A 16,864-nucleotide genomic window follows, 5' to 3' on the forward strand; every position below is an offset into this window, starting at 1 on the left:
TCCTTAAGAATGTCTATAAGTATGGAATATTTCTTGCTTTAGAATAGTGGGAGGAAAGGAATTTAATACGCTTGTTTTAAAACAGACACATTTAATTTGGCGAAATAAAGATTCATATGTGGAAGGAAAGGATTTGTTCGCTTTCAGGGAAATCTACTAAATTTAAAAAAATATGTAATTACCTATTGACACTTTGAGCTACATGCTGTAATATATTTTTTGTTGGCAATTTTGGCGGCGTAGCTCAGCTGGCGAGAGCGTACGGTTCATACCCGTGAGGTCGTGGGTTCGATCCCCTCCGCCGCTATCATATGAAAAAACCAGTTATCAAATGATAACTGGTTTTTTTTGCTTTTTTTAAATTATGTTAAGAGTAAAGATAACTACAGTATAGTGCATAAAAACGCTCCGGAAAGTTTGAGCTTCTCGACTTTCATATTTATCACTGCAAAAAGACATTCAACAGTAGATTTGTGAAACGTTATTTATAGAACCTACTCCACACTTAAAGAGAAAATCTCAATAAGCGTAGGCAGAATACGTAGACTCCTACGGGAATAGCACGTGTCCGAAGACCCCGCAGCGGTGGTTTTTCCGCGAGGAGGCTGAGGCCGTGCCCGTGGAAAGCGGAGTATTCTGCCGAAGCGGCTTCTAGCACTAACCACCATTAGAGCGAGCGAGATTATGATCAGAAAATATCATTCTCACTACGTCGGATTTTCTATCAACTTCAAAACAATAAAAAAAACAGATGCTTGTATTTAATCATACAAGCATCTGTTTATTATATATTCAAGAGTCTAGAGCATTAGCTTTGAATTATAGACAGCAACTGCTACCCTCTTCTAGCACCTCGACCTCCACGTTTGGATTCTGTATGCTTCTTCAAAGAGGCTAAACGATCTTCAGAATCTTTCAGAAAGCGATTCATCTTTGCTTCAAAATTCTCTTGACGTTCTTTTGGATTTTTTTGACGTACTTGTCGCACGGGTCTTGGATTAGCATTAGCTTTCGCTTTCTTAATGGAAAGACCGATCTTCCCATCCTTTTCGACATTAATGACTTTTACCTCTACTTCGTCACCGACTTTGAGGTGGTCGTTAATATCTTTAACATAGTTTTCAGCAACTTCACTAATATGAACCAAGCCTGTTTTGCCTTTCTCAAGCTCTACAAAAGCCCCAAAATTAGTGATACCAGTTACCTTTCCTTGCAGCTTGCTGCCTACTTCAATTGACATAAAAAAAATGCTCCTCCTTAAAAGATTAGATAAAGTTCAATTATAGTATATTAATCAAATGGAAAAGTGTCAATATGACGGCTCTTCTTCAGGGATTTTAAAAATTAGTTCTCCTTCTTTAGAGAGGAAATAATTGGTTCTTGCAATATCCAGAACATAATCCTCATTTTGAAGTAATTCTATTTCTTCCCTAAGCATTTTCTCTTCTTTCTCTAAATCTGCTAACTCTCTCTCGAGTTGTTCATACTGCTCTAATTGCTCCGCATGTACGGTACGCTGCTTTATATGATATCCGGCTATACAACCAAAAGCGAAGAGCATGATAAGTGAGAATAAGACCAAGCGACGAATAATTCTTTGTTTTTTTCGTTTTTGTCTTATTATATATGCGTCATATTGGTGCATGTAATTCGATTCGATTCGAGCCACGGATTTTCTTTGAGAGGCCAATGCGCCTACCTCCTCTTTTGATACACTTTTTTTAGCCAGTTATTAATTATATTCTTCATTTTACTATAAAATCCTGCTATTTGTATTAAATAATTTTGAATTTTTTTAGGAAGTAGTTTATAAAGGCCCTTTAACAACCACAGAAATGGAGTAAAAACAATCTTCAGCACAAACCAGAGAACTTTGCTAATCACACTGACAATCCCTACAATAACAGTAAAAATAGCAATGATTATCCATTTAATTGGCTTAATGAATAAAGCTTGTACCAATCTCTCGAAAAAACGATAAACCGCTGTAATCATTCTAATTATCTGCTCTAATAAGCGTTTATACAATGCAGCTGCGAGAGCTTGGTACATAGAGAACCCTAATAGGCATGCAATAATCACATAGAAGCGAATTTCTCCAGCATTTACTCGAAATAAAACGTAGAAAACAATCAGTGTTTGAGATAACCAGAAGAGAATCTCCATCGTATACGTAAGGATTACGTGTTTTTTCCAATAAATTGAAAGTCTACGGTAGGTTTCTAATATGAGTCCCAAATAGAAACCACTCGACACCATCGCAAACATGGTTAAAAATTGCACGCTTAAGGTCATCTAAACAGCTTGCTAAAGAATCCTTTAGCTTTCTCCTGTCCTTGATCATCGACATAAGAAAATTCATAGATTTTACCTTTAATTGTTACAACGCCTTCCCCTACGTCTAAATTTTTTAATTGTAAATTCTGACCGCGAATGATTAAATAACCCATCACTGTTTCTAACAAGAATTCTTCGTTATCAAAGCTATCTACTTCCTTAACCCCAGTAATTTCCAGTTCCTTACGATTATTTAATTTGACAGAGTGGTCCGTTTGTACTCTTGTAACATGCTCATTATTCTCATAAAAGTTCATAAAAACGCCCTCCTTATCTCATAAAATATTTTATGAGTGGAGGGACAAGGATAGAACTTTATTATAGAGGTTGTTCATAAAGTCCGGTAAAAATGACACTTCGATCAGGAGATCTTCTGTGCCTGCGTTTACTCGGCACAAAAAAGATTGCTAAAAACCGCCCACGTCCTGTGGGCAACGCAGAAGTCACCACATCCTGTGGAAGCTCGTTGGCTTGCTTCCCCGTTCCTTGGAAAAGAAAAACGCTTTTCCTGCGTGCAAGAACTTCTGCTCATGTATTAAAAGCATACAGAAAAAGCATCTGCACCTGCGTCTACGAGGTTATTCAAGAAGTTAATTCCTCGGTGCAAGCCCACGGAGAAGTAATTTCGTCGAGGTAGGGCTCGCTACTCAAAGCTTCACCGCCTCGAAATTCTCGGTCCTTTTTATCCTCCTTTTTGAACAAGTATTTATACTCTTTCTTCTTTCACTATTGTATACAATGTTTCCGCTTCATCTTTTCGAACGGTTTCTCTTAAATCATTAACTTGAACTGTCACTATTTTTTGGCCGAAGCGAATGGAAAGCTCATCTCCCTTAGATACGTCGGAAGAAGCCTTTGCTACGTTTCCGTTTATCGTAATTCTCCCTTGGTCAGCAACTTCCTTTGCTAATGTTCTCCTTTTAATAAGACGGGATATTTTTAGAAACTTATCTAATCTCAAAGACCATCACTCTCTTTCCTTTGCTTGATTCCAATAATGATCCATCTCTTTTAATGTAGTCTTATGGATGTCCTTACCATTTTTCTTTAATTGTTCCTCAATATATTGGAAACGTGTCGTAAATTTATTATTGGAACGCATCAATGCTATCTCTGGATTAATATTATAGTACCTTGTTAAATTAGCAAGGACAAATAATACATCACCAAACTCTTTTTCTATCTCTTCTTGCTGTTCGGCAGTAATTGCTTCTTTTACCTCGGTAATTTCCTCATCTAACTTGTCCCAAATGTCATGAACATCGTCCCAATCAAATCCTGTTTTTGCTGCCTTTTTCTGTAATTTAAAGGCTTTAGCAAGAGCTGGCAGTCCTTGAGGCACTCCATCTAGTATCGATTGGCGTTTTTCCCCTTTCTCCTTTTGCTTTAATAGTTCCCAATTCTTCGTTACTTCCTCCGTACTTTGGACATGAACATCTGCAAACACGTGTGGATGACGATAAATCATCTTATCTGTAATTCCCTTTATCACATCATCGACAGTGAAATATCCATTGTCCTCTCCAATTTGACTATGCAGGACAACATGCATGAGAATATCTCCCAATTCCTCAACAATCCCCTCGTCATCCTCTTGATCAATGGCTTCTATCAATTCATAAATCTCTTCTATTGAATGCTCCTTTAATGATTCATGTGTCTGCTCCTGGTCCCAAGGACAGCCTTCTGGCGAACGCAGCACTTTCATTACTTCACGTAAATTAGTAAAAGTATGATTTAATAACTCATTAGGCACTGGTGGAACATAAACACTGGTTAAATTATTTACTTCCAGCTGACGGTCCAAATCTTCCAGTGGAACGTATTCTATTCGCTCACCTGAACTTCCTGCTGCTTCTACAATTACTACCTGGTAATCCGGCGGTAAATCCTCTAATAGAGTTAATTTCACACGTGATGCAATAAATTGATCGTAAACTTGGCAAAAGATTAAATGCCCACGATAATTAAGCTCCTTACGTGAAAAAGACGTTGCATCTACAAATTGAAATCCTTCTATTGGATCAATCTTTATAGACGTAAAAAGATCATCCAGATAACTTTGCCCACCCAATATCTCTACCTCTACATCGGACTCTTCCAATAGCAGTTTCACGGTTCTTTCCGCTAGCATCGGATGCCCAGGGACAGTATAGATAATGGCAGACTCTTCTCTTGCCTTTTCTAACAGAAGGGAAACAATTCGCTTGTACACCTTTTCGAAATCATTTTCATCCTCATAGATTTGATCAAAGGACTCAAACTGGATCCCTTCTTCCTGTAATGCTTTTATCACAGGATGGTCAAGCGTTCTAGTGAAAATAACATGCTCTGCATTCGTTAAGCGTTTGTATATACCAACAGGTAACTGATTAATATCCCCTGCTCCTAGCCCGATAATTTCAATCTTACTCATTTATTTTCCTCCCCTTATGAATACGGATTAAGGTTTCTGCCATTGGCAGTAATCTTAACTCTGTTTCGGTAAACGCTCTGCCCCTAATTAAAGTTAGAATAAAAATAATTCCTCCCGAAAAAACAATAAATAAAACATAAAGAAGTAATGCCATTCGAGAAATGGAAAGGGCACCTGGCAATATATATTTCATGAAACCAATATAGGTGAGCATGAAAATGGAGGCTAGACATACCGCTGCAGGATTTATCTGTCTAACTAATTTTAACCCTGGTAACTTCCTCTTTAATTCAACCATAACAAGGATGAATAGCAACATTAAGCTAATTACCGTTGCCAGCACACTGCCCATCATGCCAAACATTGGGATGAGGGAAATATTTAGCAAAATCTTCATCAAGAATGTTATAAAAATAAACCCAGCAGTTCGCTTGATATACCCTAATCCCTGAAGGATAGAGGAGGCAGTAATTGCCAATGAACTAAAAAAGATGGAAAGAACAAGCACACTTAAAGGCAGTGTACCCTTCGAATCCTGAAACAGCAATATATTCGTTTCTTTAAAAATCCCAATTAATCCGAGAGTAGCACCCAATGCAAGATAGAAACTAAACAAAAATGCACTCCTTATATATTGATAAAAGGCCGCTCTATTTTCGTTTAGCTTCTTTCTTGATATCGATGGTATAAGAGCTAATGCAAATGAAGAGCCCAATACAATTCCTAATTGTATTAATGGCTGTCCTCGGTCAAAAACACCCTTCGCCTCCATCGCCTCCAAACGAGTTAATCCATAATCCATTAAGCTTGGAACAAATGTAAATGTATCAGCAAATTGGATAACTAATAAGACAGTATGGTTAAGTGTTGCCACCATACCCAATACAAATAGGTTATAAAAATAGTATTTCCATGGAATAGGCTCAGATCGACTCCAATTGATTGGCTTTCGTCTTATAAAATACAGGATCAATATGGTAAAAGCGATTAGTCCTCCAGCTAGCGAGGCATAGCTTGCTGCCTCTCCAATATAATACAGACTTTTCCCTTGAATACTTATAATGAGTGCTGCTGCGATAATAATAGAAACCCGAATAATCTGCTCCCCAACCTGAGAAAATGCAGTTGGTTTCATCTCATAATTCCCTTGAAATACTCCTCTTAACAGCGAGAGAAATGGAACCATTAAAAATATGTATGCAGAAAGCTGATACGTTTGTATTAAATTCAAGTCTCCTACTAAAGAAGCCAACCAGCCTGCGTTTAGTAGGAGTAATAGAAAAAACGCACCATTTATAATTAATAAAATAAGTAAAATGGGGAGATAAAAGGTTTGTAAAGAATGTTTTTTTCCACTGGCATCTAAGTCAACCACCATTTTTGATATAGCGGAAGGAAACCCATATAAAGCCAGCATCATAGACATTCCAATAATAGGGTACACCTGCTGATAAACATAAAATCCTATGTCGCCCGTTAAATTCTGCAAGGGAATACGATATCCCGCACTTAACACTTTACTGAGGAGGCCTGCTAAGGTTAATAGAAGTGCCCCTTTCACCAGTTTGTTTGTTTCATTTCCATCCATGCTAAACGTCCTTTTCATTATTCAACTAAATTATAGCATAGACAATTAGGTCACTGCTCTTATTTGTTGAGTACAACTGTTTTAAAAAAGCAAAAATCAGCATATCTGATTTTTGCCTTTTACCGTTTAACAAGGACTATTCCATCTGTTTTGCTAGAAATACGGAAGCAGTTTGCGCTGCCTTTTGCTCTGCATTACTAAGCTTATTGCCCTCTTTAGCAAAAATCATGACACAGCCAATCGGATCACCACTAGCAATAATCGGACTAATACAATAAGATGATATCTCTTGTTCTGCTCCCTCAATAATTTCTATTGTACTGGGCTCAGCTTGAATTTCTAATGTTCGATTCTCAATAGTCTTTGTTATTTTTTCACTTATGTTTTTATTTAGGTAGTCTTTCTTTGACTCACCTGAAACTGCAATCACTTCATCACGGTCACAGATTAGTACTGGAAAATGAAGCGAATCAAACAATGCCTCTGCATATTCTTTAGCAAAGTGGCCCAATTCATTTATTGGTGAGTATTTCTTTAGAATAACTTCGCCTTCCCTATCTACAAAAATCTCTAGAGGATCCCCTTCACGTATACGTAAAGTCCTCCTAATTTCTTTAGGAATAACTACCCTTCCTAAATCATCAATTCGACGTACAATGCCTGTAGCCTTCATCCTGAGTTTCCTCACTTTCTATGATGATTACTGCTTTTGCCTTTTTTCCAAATATCTTCTCGAGCGTGTAATAATCACCAGGTGTGGTTTTAGTATAATTCAACTCTAAAGGAATATACATTGTACGTGAATTTTTACTGATTTCTATTTACTGTATGGAGCTGTTTGATAAATTGCTCCACTATTTCATAACGGTTCGGATGCGTCTCAGTAGATGAAGTGAAAATGACTTTCAATTTATCATTCTCTGTTCCTAATTGAACACCCCTGCCAAATGTATTTGCTAATTCAAATAACTTCGAGCCATCGACTTGCTGGCTCCTTTCTCTGTCTAATAAAAGGGTAATCTTTTTATTCCGTTCTGTGACAGACTCCACTTTCTCCTTCTTCGCATGCATTTTTAAAGAAGATACTGTAAACAAATTATCTACCTCTGTCGGATAATTACCAAATCGGTCTATTAAGGCATCTTTTAAATCAACAATTTCCTCATCTGATTCTAAGGAACGGAATTCTTTATATATCTCGATTTTCTGTTTTTCATCCTTAATGTAGTCATCGGGTATATACGCATCCAGATTCAATGCTAATTCTGGCTCAAACGGAGTATAGTCATCCACTTCTTTTCCGGCTTTCCTTGCCTCTATCGCGTCTTTAAGCATTTGAGAGTACATATCAAATCCAACAGAGTCGATAAATCCATGCTGTTGTGACCCTAATAGATTTCCAGCTCCACGAATGGATAAATCACGCATTGCGATTTTAAACCCTGAACCTAGCTCTGTAAATTCTTTAATAGCTTGAAGGCGCTTTTCAGCTACTTCATTTAACACCTTATCTTTCTTATAAGTAAAGTAAGCATAGGCAACACGGTTTGAACGCCCAACACGGCCTCTTAATTGATATAACTGACTTAATCCCATATGATCAGCATTACTGACTATTAGTGTATTTACATTTGGAATATCTACACCTGTTTCAATAATGGTGGTGCTAACTAGTACATCAGATTCGCCTTCTAAGAAGCTAACGATCACATTTTCAAGCTCCGTCTCTGTCATTTTCCCGTGCGCAACTGCTACTCTTGCTTCTGGTACAAGCATTCCTAAATCTCTGGCAACCTTATCAATATTCTCTACCCGGTTGTAAAGGAAAAACGTTTGGCCTCCACGAGACATTTCTCGCTCAATTGCTTCTCTGACGATAATTGGATTATATTCCATAACATAGGTCTGAATAGGGAAGCGGTTCTCAGGAGGGGTCTCAATGACAGATAAGTCACGGACTCCTAGCATGGACATATGCAGGGTTCTTGGAATCGGAGTTGCTGTTAAGGTCAAAACATCCACATTGGTTTTCAGCTGTTTAATCTTTTCTTTATGTTTGACACCAAAACGTTGCTCTTCGTCCACAATAAGTAGCCCTAGATCACGGAACTCGACATCTTTGGATAAAACACGATGGGTTCCAATTACAACATCGATAACCCCTTTTTTCAACCCGTTAATTGTTTCGGTTTGTTGCTTTTTCGTTCTAAACCTGCTTAGTAAGCCTATTTCAATAGGGTAATCTTGAAATCGTTCTCGAATCGTTTCATAATGTTGCTGAGCTAAGATAGTGGTCGGCACTAATAATGCAACCTGCTTCCCATCCATAACTGCCTTAAATGCAGCACGGATAGCAACCTCTGTTTTTCCGTATCCAACATCACCACATAATAGGCGGTCCATTGGTCTTTCTCTCTCCATATCCTCTTTTATCTCTGCGATACATCTTAATTGGTCTTCTGTTTCTTGATACAGGAAGGATGCTTCAAATTCCCGCTGCATTTCCGTATCCTTGGAGAAGGCATAGCCCTTTCTTGCCTCCCTCTCCGCATATAGCTTGATGAGATCATCCGCTATATCTTCTACACTCGATTGGACTTTCCTTTTTACTTTTGTCCATTCTGTGCCACCCAGCTTGTATAGCTTCGGCTCTTTTCCTTCTGCACCCACAAATTTCTGAACTTGGTCAATTTGGTCAATTGGCACATAGAGCTTATCATCACCAGAATAGCGAATAAGCAAATAATCCTTATGCAATTGATTTACTTCCAGTGTTTCTATCCCTAAATACTTCCCGACACCATGGTTAGCATGTACAACATAGTCTCCAACCTTAAGCTCCTGATAACTTTGGATCCGTTCTGCATTGGAGATTTTATTCCTTTTTCTTTGCCGTTTAACTTGTTTTTTGAAAAGCTCATTCTCCGTTATAATAACAAGCTTGTGCATCGGCAACTCTACGCCGCCACTAATATTGCCGACTGCTATTGTTGGCTTTTCAACCGGTAACGTCAGCCCTTTTGTTATATTTGCTTCTATATCATAATCGTTAAAGATAGAATGGACCTTTTCTGCTCTTTCTTCATTTGGTGCTAGAACAACTACGGAATAATCTCCTTTTTCCCAACGTTTCAACTCATTTTTTAACAAGTGCATTTGACCATGGAACTCTTGCATAGTTCGAGAGGAGAGGTTAATGATGTTTTCAGGGCTGGTATTTGGTATATGCCGCAAGAATACAGACAAATACAAGCGGGGCTGTATCATTCTATCCAACACCGTTTGCCAATCATAAGAGAATCTGCTATTTTGGACCATCTTCCCTGCTTCAAGTAAATTGCTGTACCATTCGGCCTCCTCTGTATCTAAGCTAGATGCAGTCTCTTGAATTCGGCTCATTTCATCAAGAACAACTATACCATCGTCCTTTAAGTAATCTAATAAACTAGCAGGTTCCTCATACAGATATCCGATATATTTATATATTTCCTGGAATCGCTCTCCATTTTTTAAACGGGAGATTTCATGCTCAATCACTTCCACTAATGTTTCTTTTGTTTCTGACTTCTTCATTTTCTTTAGGGTGTAAGCTAAAGCATCCTCGATACGGTTTGCTGCTGCAAGCATGTCTTCTTGTGTCATCAATATTTCCGATGCAGGTCCAATGATAATATCATCGATCGTCTCTAAAGAACGTTGTGTTTCTGCATCAAAATAACGCACAGAGTCAATTTCTTCATCAAATAATTCAATTCGTATCGGGTTTTCCTCTGTAATTGGATAAATATCGATAATCCCGCCACGTATAGAGAATTCACCTGGTGTAGCTACCATAGAAGTTCGCTCATACCCCATGTCAACTAAGGAAGACAAATATTGGTCAATTTTGATTTCTTCTCCAAGCTTAAATCGCAGCTGATATTGAAGAAAATAACTTGGTGGAGGCAAAATGCGTTTTAATGCAGCGACTGGGGCGACTAAAATACCAGATTTATCTTTTACCCACTTTGTTAATGCCTCAATTCGCTGACTTCTTAACTCCGGACTTGCAATAGCAATTTCAGATGCAATCAGCTCGTTTACCGGATATAGATGTACATGATTCTCACCTGCAAGCTCAACCAAATCATCGTAAAGTTGTTGTGCATGTACTAATTGATGTGTTACTAGTAAAACCGGCTTATCAATGGATTGATTAATTGCCGCAACTAGTATTCCTCTTGCAGCACCTGAAAGGCCAGCTACAAGCTGTTCACGCATTCCAGTATTTAAACCATTGATAATGGATTGTATATCCTCTTTTGTTTGTAAATAATGACTAATTTCTTTCATTGTAAAACCCCCACCTATTACTACATATATGTACAAAGGCGCAAGCGCCGTTTAGCAACTTACAAACTGCGCCCCACAGGAGGAGAAGTTTGTAAGTTGCTGGACGTTGGAGCCGGACATGACTTTTCATGTATAAAACAGAATTTATGCAAAATTTTTATATTTTATTTTTCATGTACATAAGCGCAAAAATGCCTTGGTCAACTACCAAAGCCCGCACGCATTTATTCTATTGTATAAAAAAATCTAATTCATGATACTCAGGGTATCTTCCTAGTGATTCCTCACAACTTTCACAAATGGATTTTACGAGAATATTTCCATTATCTTGGTAATGTATCATTTCTTCTTTTTCCTTTACGGATAATTGATTAAAACCTAATATGGACGTATCTACTACCTTTTGATCTAGTTTTCCAATTTGTTGCCCACAATGTCTACAGCTATAGACAATTGACACGTGAATTCCTCCTCAGGTAAACAATGAAATATTATTTAAAAGTTTATCCGAAAAGAAATATAATATACATGTCCCTTCCTCTTGATTGCTAGGACCTACTCTTTTATATTATTACTGGTTGAATTCATTCATTACTTCTACAAATGGCTGACCTGAAATCCAAGCCTCACAAGCATCTGCTGCTTTCTCGATACTTAATTTTACATCTTTGTGAACTTCTTTTGGAAAATCCCCTAAGACATAATCAATAACAGTCATATTCGTAATAGGTCTGCCAATGCCAATTCGTATACGCTGAAATTCCTTAGTACCCAAATGGTCTATTGTATTACGTACACCGTTATGACCACCATGACCGCCTTTTTGGCGTAAACGAATCTTTCCTGTTGGTAAATCCATATCATCATAAATAACAAGAAAATCCTCTAATTCTAGTTGGTAAAATTCCTTAATCGCTTTTATTGATTCACCTGAAAGATTCATATAGGTCTGTGGTTTCAATAGGATTACTTTCTCACCTTGATAATGCTCTAAGGCGTATAACCCTTTAAATTTAGATTTAGTCACACTCCAGTTATTTCGCTTAGCAAGCTCATCTATGGCCATAAATCCGATATTATGTCTGGTGTTTTCGTATTTTTTACCTGGATTTCCTAAACCTACAATACATTTCATTTTCTGTTTACTTCCTTCTTTTAATTTTCTTTTAAATAACATTATATTTCCTCCCATATAAGAATGGAAAAAAGCAAATCTTCAATTATTTAAAGCAGGGAGAATATGTATCCTTACCTGAAAGATAAACAATTACAAGAAATACATTTATTTGTACCGAGTTAGTGCTGGTGGAAGATAGAAATGGTTCGATAACTATGTTTTATTATGATGACATACAACAATCCCTCCTCTAAGAATATGAACTTCTCAGGAGGAGGGTATGTTTAAATATGTTTTATGTTCATAGATTACTCTTTATCGTTTTCTTCAGAAGATTCAGCTTCAGCATCTTCTTCAGGTAATTGTTCCGGCTCTTTAAACGCATCTGGTTGAAGTATCGTTACAATGGTTTTTTCTTGGTCATCTAATATCTCATACTTATCATCAGCTGTTAAATCTGCGATTGTCAGACTCTCACCTAAGTTAAGATTAGAAACATCGATAGAAACTTCTTCAGGGATATCTCCAGGTTTTGCCCTTAATTGAACTTCAAATAGTGGTTGCTGAAGAATCCCCTCTTTAGGCTCACCGACTACCTTAAGAGGCACGGAAACATCCATTGCTTCTGACATGTTTGCTTTATAAAAATCAGCATGGAGTAACTCATTCTTAATAGGGTCCATTTGATAATCATGAAACATGACATCCACTTTTTGGTCATCTGCTATTTCCAAAGTAAGGATAGCATTTTTCCCTTGATCACGAATCGTCTTTAATAATTCAATGCTATCCACAGCAATTGGCTGTGGATCCTGATCTTTTCCGTAAAGAACACCAGGAACTTGTCCGCTTTCCCTTAATTGCTTTGTATTTGATTTTGTTAAATCCTCTCGCTTAGATACCTTTAATGAAATCGACATATAAATCCTCCTAATTAAACAAAAGTTTTATATTAAGTAAAACAGTTATTGATGGAGATTAGGGTCAATTACATTTATTCCCTTTAATGACAAGAGTTAAACATTTTAATCAAATAGAACACTAACAGACTGCAGTTCATGTACACGTACAATTGCTTCTCCTATTAACGGAGCAACAGAAAGTACGGTTGTTTTATCATTATGTTTTTCTTCAGGTAGCGGGATACTATCAGTTACAACTAACTCTTTAATGTTAGAATTCTTTAGACGCTCAATCGCTGGCCCAGACAAAACAGGATGCGTACAGCATGCATATACCTCTTTCGCACCACTTTCTATTAGCGCATTTGCCGCTAGTGTAATAGTTCCAGCTGTATCAATTATATCATCAATTAATATTGCTGTCTTTCCTTCTACATTCCCAATAATATTCATTACCTCTGCTACATTTGGACGAGGTCTGCGTTTGTCAATTATCCCAATTGGTGCTTTTAGACGATCAGCCATTCTTCTTGCTCGAACAACACCACCGTGATCAGGTGAAACAACAATAATATCCTCTAAGTTCTTTCGTTCAAAATGGTCCGATAAGATAGGGACACCTTGTAAATGATCAATTGGAATATTGAAAAACCCTTGAATTTGCGGTGCATGTAAATCTAATGTAATAACACGGTTTGCTCCAGCAGTTTCAATTAAATCAGCTACTAATTTGGCTGCAATTGGCTCACGGGAACGGGCCTTACGATCTTGTCTTGCGTAACCATAGTAAGGCATGACAATATTTATGGACTTTGCTGATGCACGCTTTAATGCATCAATCATAATAAGCAGTTCCATTAAATGTTGGTTTACAGGAGCACATGTAGACTGAACGACATAAACGTCACTTCCACGTACACTTTCCTCAATATTAATTTGTACTTCACCATCGCTAAAACGAGACACCGTACATTTTCCTAGCTTTGTCCCAATATGCGTTGCTATATCCTCAGCTAATTTTCGATTTGAGTTTAACGAGAACACCTTTAAGGACGCATCGTTGTAATTAGATGACATGGAATTATACCCTCCGTTAATGTTATTTCCTATTCTTTCTGTTTGCTGCGTAACCTTCTTTATTTGTCTGTCTTGCTCTAGCGATGGATAAGGATTCATTTGGCACATCATCCGTGATAGTAGAACCAGCTGCAACATATGCACCTTTACCAACTGTTACCGGGGCAACTAAATTGGAGTTACATCCAATGAACGCATCGTCTTCGATTTTCGTCAAATATTTATTCTTTCCGTCATAATTCACTGTAATAGAACCACAACCTACATTGACATTGCTGCCAATCTCTGCATCACCAAGATAAGATAAATGAGAGGCTTTGCTTCCATCCCCCATATTTGCTTTCTTAATTTCTACAAAATTACCGATCTTAACATCGTTGCCAATATTAGAAGCAGGACGTATGTGGGCAAACGGTCCAATATTAACATTATTACCAATCTTGCTGTCACTCGCTACACTATGTCTTATAATAGTCCCTTCACCAACATAACAATTTGATAATTCGCTATTCGGCCCAATTTCTACGTCCCGTTTTATTACTGTTTCTCCTTTAATAATTGTACCGGGATGAATTACTACATCAGCTTCAATTTCTACATCCCGTTCAATATAAGTATTATTCGGATCTATAATAGTTACTCCGTTACGCATATGTTTTTCATTAACTTTTTTCTTCATAATGCCTTCTGCTTTCGCTAGTGCCACTCGGTCATTTACACCAAGTGTCTCTTCAAAGTCAGGCGTCATAAATGCACTTACTTTTTCTTGTTTATTTTTAAGTATTTCAATAACATCAGGTAAGTAATATTCACCTTGCGCATTATCGTTAGATACTTCTTTTAAAGCTTGGAAGAGAGATTGATTATCAAAGCAATATGTACCCGTATTAATCTCTGCTACCTTAAGTTCCTCGTCATTTGCATCTTTATGTTCTACAATTCGCTCTACTTGACCATCATTATTTCGAATAACTCTGCCATATCCACTAGGGTCGTCTGCTTTGGCAGTTAATACCGTCGCACTTGCCCCTTCTTTCTCATGATGTTCAAATAGGGCTTCATATGTTTCTTTTGAAATTAAAGGAGTGTCACCACAAACGACGATGGTAGTTCCTTTTTTATCTTTTAATAAATTTTCTGCTTGTATAACAGCATGTCCAGTACCCAGCTGTTCTTCTTGAATCACGAACTTGCTTTGATTGCCTAATGTTTCCTTTACTTTTTCCGCACCAAAACCAACGATAGTAACCAATTCTTCTAATTGTAAAGGCTTCAACTCATTTATAACATGTTGAACCATTGGTGTCCCCATTACTGGATGGAGCACCTTGTAAAGCTTCGATTTCATCCTTGTTCCTTGCCCTGCCGCCAATATCACAGCATATCTATTTGTCATTAAGGAAACCTCCAATAAATACTTTTATCCTTTATAAAATATATCTTAAGTTGTTTATGATTTCAACATCTAACGTTTAGGGAGATAATGGTATATAAGGTAACTTGAAGTCATATAATAGCAGGGGAATAAGAGGGAGGTTGCCAGACACTAGCAAAAGTCGCATAAACAAAAGACTAAAAGAAAACACTTTTTACTTTAAAGTACATCACTATGTGTTCTGATAAAAGAAGTTTCCCACCGAATATTCTGGAGCACTGTCTTCTTTATTCTTAAACCGGTTCACTGCTTAGCTAGTAGATTAATTTATGATAGAATACTTTTCTTAAACAAAAAAGAAGGCCAAATCCCTAGCGAATTGACCCCTTTGTTCATCATGATTTTAAGAAGCGCCTGCTTCTTCGTATTCAACCTCAGCTTCACCTGCGCGGTGATATTCTTCTAATACGGCATCTTGAATCTTTGCACGTGTTCCGGAATTAATCGGATGTGCTATATCCCGGAATTCTCCGTCTGGAGTTCGTTTGGATGGCATGGCTACAAATAGACCATTGTTACCATCAATAACTCGGATATCGTGAACCACAAACTCCTGGTCCAATGTAATAGATGCAATTGCACGCATTCTGCCCTCTGTATTAACGCGGCGTAATCTTACGTCTGTCACTTCCATGATGTCTCACCACCTTTTCCCTTTGAACTTACTTTAAATAGTTCAACATAATTATTTAAATTCCTGCTTAAAATAGAAAAAAAATATATATTTTTATAAAAATATTAATATTTCACTAAGTATTGGTGATTTTGAGAAGAAAAAAGGAGCAAAAAAGCCGCTTGGCCTTTCTACTCCTCTACATTGGTATTAAAATAATTGCCCGTTTCAATTCCAATTTGTTTATTTGCCATATCTAATTTTGTAATTTTTATTAATGAGGTGTATGTATCTACTACACGATCTTCTTCCTCATCATCCGCTTCTGCTAAAACACCAATAGCCTTTACCTTCGCATCAAATTCTGCTAATAGGTTAACCATACCATTAATTGTTCCACCAGCCTTCATGAAATCGTCAATGATACACACATTACTTCCTTCTTTGAAGCTTCGTTTTGGAAGTACCATTGTTTGTATTTTCCGTGAGGATCCAGATACATAATTTATACTTACGGAAGAACCTTCTGTTACTTTTGGATCTCTTCTTACGATGACAACAGGGACATTTAAGAATGATGCTACAGCATATGCCAGAGGAATTCCTTTTGTTGCCACTGTTACAATGACATCGATATCAAGATCCGCAAAACGTGAAGCAAAAATACGGCCAATCTCTCTAATCATCTTTGGATCACCTAATATATCTGTCATATAAAGATATCCACCAGGGAGAATACGACTCGGATCCTCTAAGGTTGCAATAAGCTCATCAATAAATTTATTACTGATCTCTTCCTTGGCCTTTGGAATGAATTTCACTCCACCACCGGCTCCTGTAGTACGTTCTAAATAACCGATTCCTTGGCTTTGGAGCACGCTATCAATAATATCTAAATCTTCACTTATAGATGATTTTGTTGTTTGGCATAATTCTACAAAGTATGGCAGTTGTGTATGTTTTCTAGGATTTTCTATGAAAAATTCAGATAAAACAACTAAACGATTGCTTCTTTTCATCATCACACCTCTAAACCCGTATGTTTAT

The 16,864-nt window shown here is 37.3% G+C and carries 16 protein-coding genes and 1 tRNA gene; 1 reads left to right on the forward strand and 16 read right to left on the reverse strand.

Features of this window, described 5'->3' with window-relative positions; translation table 11 throughout:
- The first annotated feature begins 233 nt into the window (after positions 1–233).
- Positions 234–307, forward strand: a tRNA-Met gene (locus tag D8M04_RS16485).
- A gap of 528 nt (positions 308–835) precedes the next feature.
- Here the strand turns inward: D8M04_RS16485 and D8M04_RS16490 are convergent.
- The 16 genes from D8M04_RS16490 to purR form a co-directional block, all read right to left on the reverse strand.
- A complete protein-coding gene (locus D8M04_RS16490) occupies positions 836–1,240 on the reverse strand; it encodes a S1 domain-containing RNA-binding protein (RefSeq protein ID WP_121524514.1) in 405 nt (134 codons plus the stop codon).
- A 69-nt stretch (positions 1,241–1,309) separates the two neighbouring features.
- The gene (locus D8M04_RS16495; RefSeq protein WP_121524515.1) at positions 1,310–1,690 is read right to left on the reverse strand and encodes an FtsB family cell division protein; all 381 of its coding nucleotides are present in this window, start codon (positions 1,688–1,690) and stop codon (positions 1,310–1,312) included.
- A 5-nt stretch (positions 1,691–1,695) separates the two neighbouring features.
- Positions 1,696–2,295 carry a spore cortex biosynthesis protein YabQ gene (gene yabQ, locus D8M04_RS16500; protein WP_121524516.1) on the reverse strand — a complete coding sequence of 200 codons (600 nt, stop codon included), beginning with the start codon at positions 2,293–2,295 and terminating at the stop codon, positions 1,696–1,698.
- Positions 2,292–2,594: a sporulation protein YabP gene (gene yabP / locus D8M04_RS16505; RefSeq protein WP_121524517.1), complete on the reverse strand. Its 303-nt coding sequence runs from the start codon at positions 2,592–2,594 to the stop codon at positions 2,292–2,294. Before yabP ends, yabQ begins: the two co-directional genes overlap by 4 nt.
- Before the next feature lie 449 nt (positions 2,595–3,043).
- The gene (locus D8M04_RS16510; RefSeq protein ID WP_121524518.1) at positions 3,044–3,298 is read right to left on the reverse strand and encodes an RNA-binding S4 domain-containing protein; all 255 of its coding nucleotides are present in this window, start codon (positions 3,296–3,298) and stop codon (positions 3,044–3,046) included.
- A gap of 6 nt (positions 3,299–3,304) precedes the next feature.
- Complete coding sequence (gene yabN, locus D8M04_RS16515) at positions 3,305–4,753, reverse strand: bifunctional methyltransferase/pyrophosphohydrolase YabN (RefSeq protein ID WP_121524519.1); 1,449 nt, start codon at positions 4,751–4,753, stop codon at positions 3,305–3,307.
- Positions 4,746–6,341, reverse strand: coding sequence for a putative polysaccharide biosynthesis protein (locus D8M04_RS16520; RefSeq protein WP_121524520.1), 1,596 nt, complete (start codon positions 6,339–6,341; stop codon positions 4,746–4,748). The genes yabN and D8M04_RS16520 overlap by 8 nt, the downstream gene beginning before the upstream one ends.
- A gap of 136 nt (positions 6,342–6,477) precedes the next feature.
- On the reverse strand, positions 6,478–7,014 hold the full coding sequence (spoVT, locus tag D8M04_RS16525) for a stage V sporulation protein T (protein WP_121524521.1): 537 nt from the start codon (positions 7,012–7,014) through the stop codon (positions 6,478–6,480).
- 134 nt (positions 7,015–7,148) lie between these two features.
- Complete coding sequence (gene mfd / locus D8M04_RS16530; protein ID WP_121524522.1) at positions 7,149–10,673, reverse strand: transcription-repair coupling factor; 3,525 nt, start codon at positions 10,671–10,673, stop codon at positions 7,149–7,151.
- Between the two features lie 229 nt (positions 10,674–10,902).
- Positions 10,903–11,133 carry an anti-sigma-F factor Fin gene (gene fin / locus D8M04_RS16535; RefSeq protein ID WP_121524523.1) on the reverse strand — a complete coding sequence of 77 codons (231 nt, stop codon included), beginning with the start codon at positions 11,131–11,133 and terminating at the stop codon, positions 10,903–10,905.
- Between the two features lie 111 nt (positions 11,134–11,244).
- On the reverse strand, positions 11,245–11,808 hold the full coding sequence (gene pth, locus D8M04_RS16540) for an aminoacyl-tRNA hydrolase (protein WP_121524655.1): 564 nt from the start codon (positions 11,806–11,808) through the stop codon (positions 11,245–11,247).
- 290 nt (positions 11,809–12,098) lie between these two features.
- On the reverse strand, positions 12,099–12,710 hold the full coding sequence (locus D8M04_RS16545) for a 50S ribosomal protein L25/general stress protein Ctc (RefSeq protein ID WP_121524524.1): 612 nt from the start codon (positions 12,708–12,710) through the stop codon (positions 12,099–12,101).
- A 105-nt stretch (positions 12,711–12,815) separates the two neighbouring features.
- Positions 12,816–13,769 carry a ribose-phosphate diphosphokinase gene (locus D8M04_RS16550; RefSeq protein WP_121524525.1) on the reverse strand — a complete coding sequence of 318 codons (954 nt, stop codon included), beginning with the start codon at positions 13,767–13,769 and terminating at the stop codon, positions 12,816–12,818.
- 22 nt (positions 13,770–13,791) lie between these two features.
- Positions 13,792–15,165, reverse strand: coding sequence for a bifunctional UDP-N-acetylglucosamine diphosphorylase/glucosamine-1-phosphate N-acetyltransferase GlmU (gene glmU / locus D8M04_RS16555; RefSeq protein ID WP_121524526.1), 1,374 nt, complete (start codon positions 15,163–15,165; stop codon positions 13,792–13,794).
- Between the two features lie 382 nt (positions 15,166–15,547).
- Positions 15,548–15,838 (reverse strand): septation regulator SpoVG, encoded by a 291-nt coding sequence (gene spoVG / locus D8M04_RS16560; protein ID WP_026680175.1) that lies wholly within the window; start codon positions 15,836–15,838, stop codon positions 15,548–15,550.
- Positions 15,839–16,008: 170 nt separating this feature from the next.
- Positions 16,009–16,836 carry a pur operon repressor gene (purR, locus tag D8M04_RS16565; protein WP_121524527.1) on the reverse strand — a complete coding sequence of 276 codons (828 nt, stop codon included), beginning with the start codon at positions 16,834–16,836 and terminating at the stop codon, positions 16,009–16,011.
- Between the last annotated feature and the right edge of the window lie 28 nt (positions 16,837–16,864).

The organism is Oceanobacillus piezotolerans (assembly GCF_003665065.1).
Classification (GTDB): Bacteria; Bacillota; Bacilli; order Bacillales; family Amphibacillaceae; genus Oceanobacillus; species Oceanobacillus piezotolerans.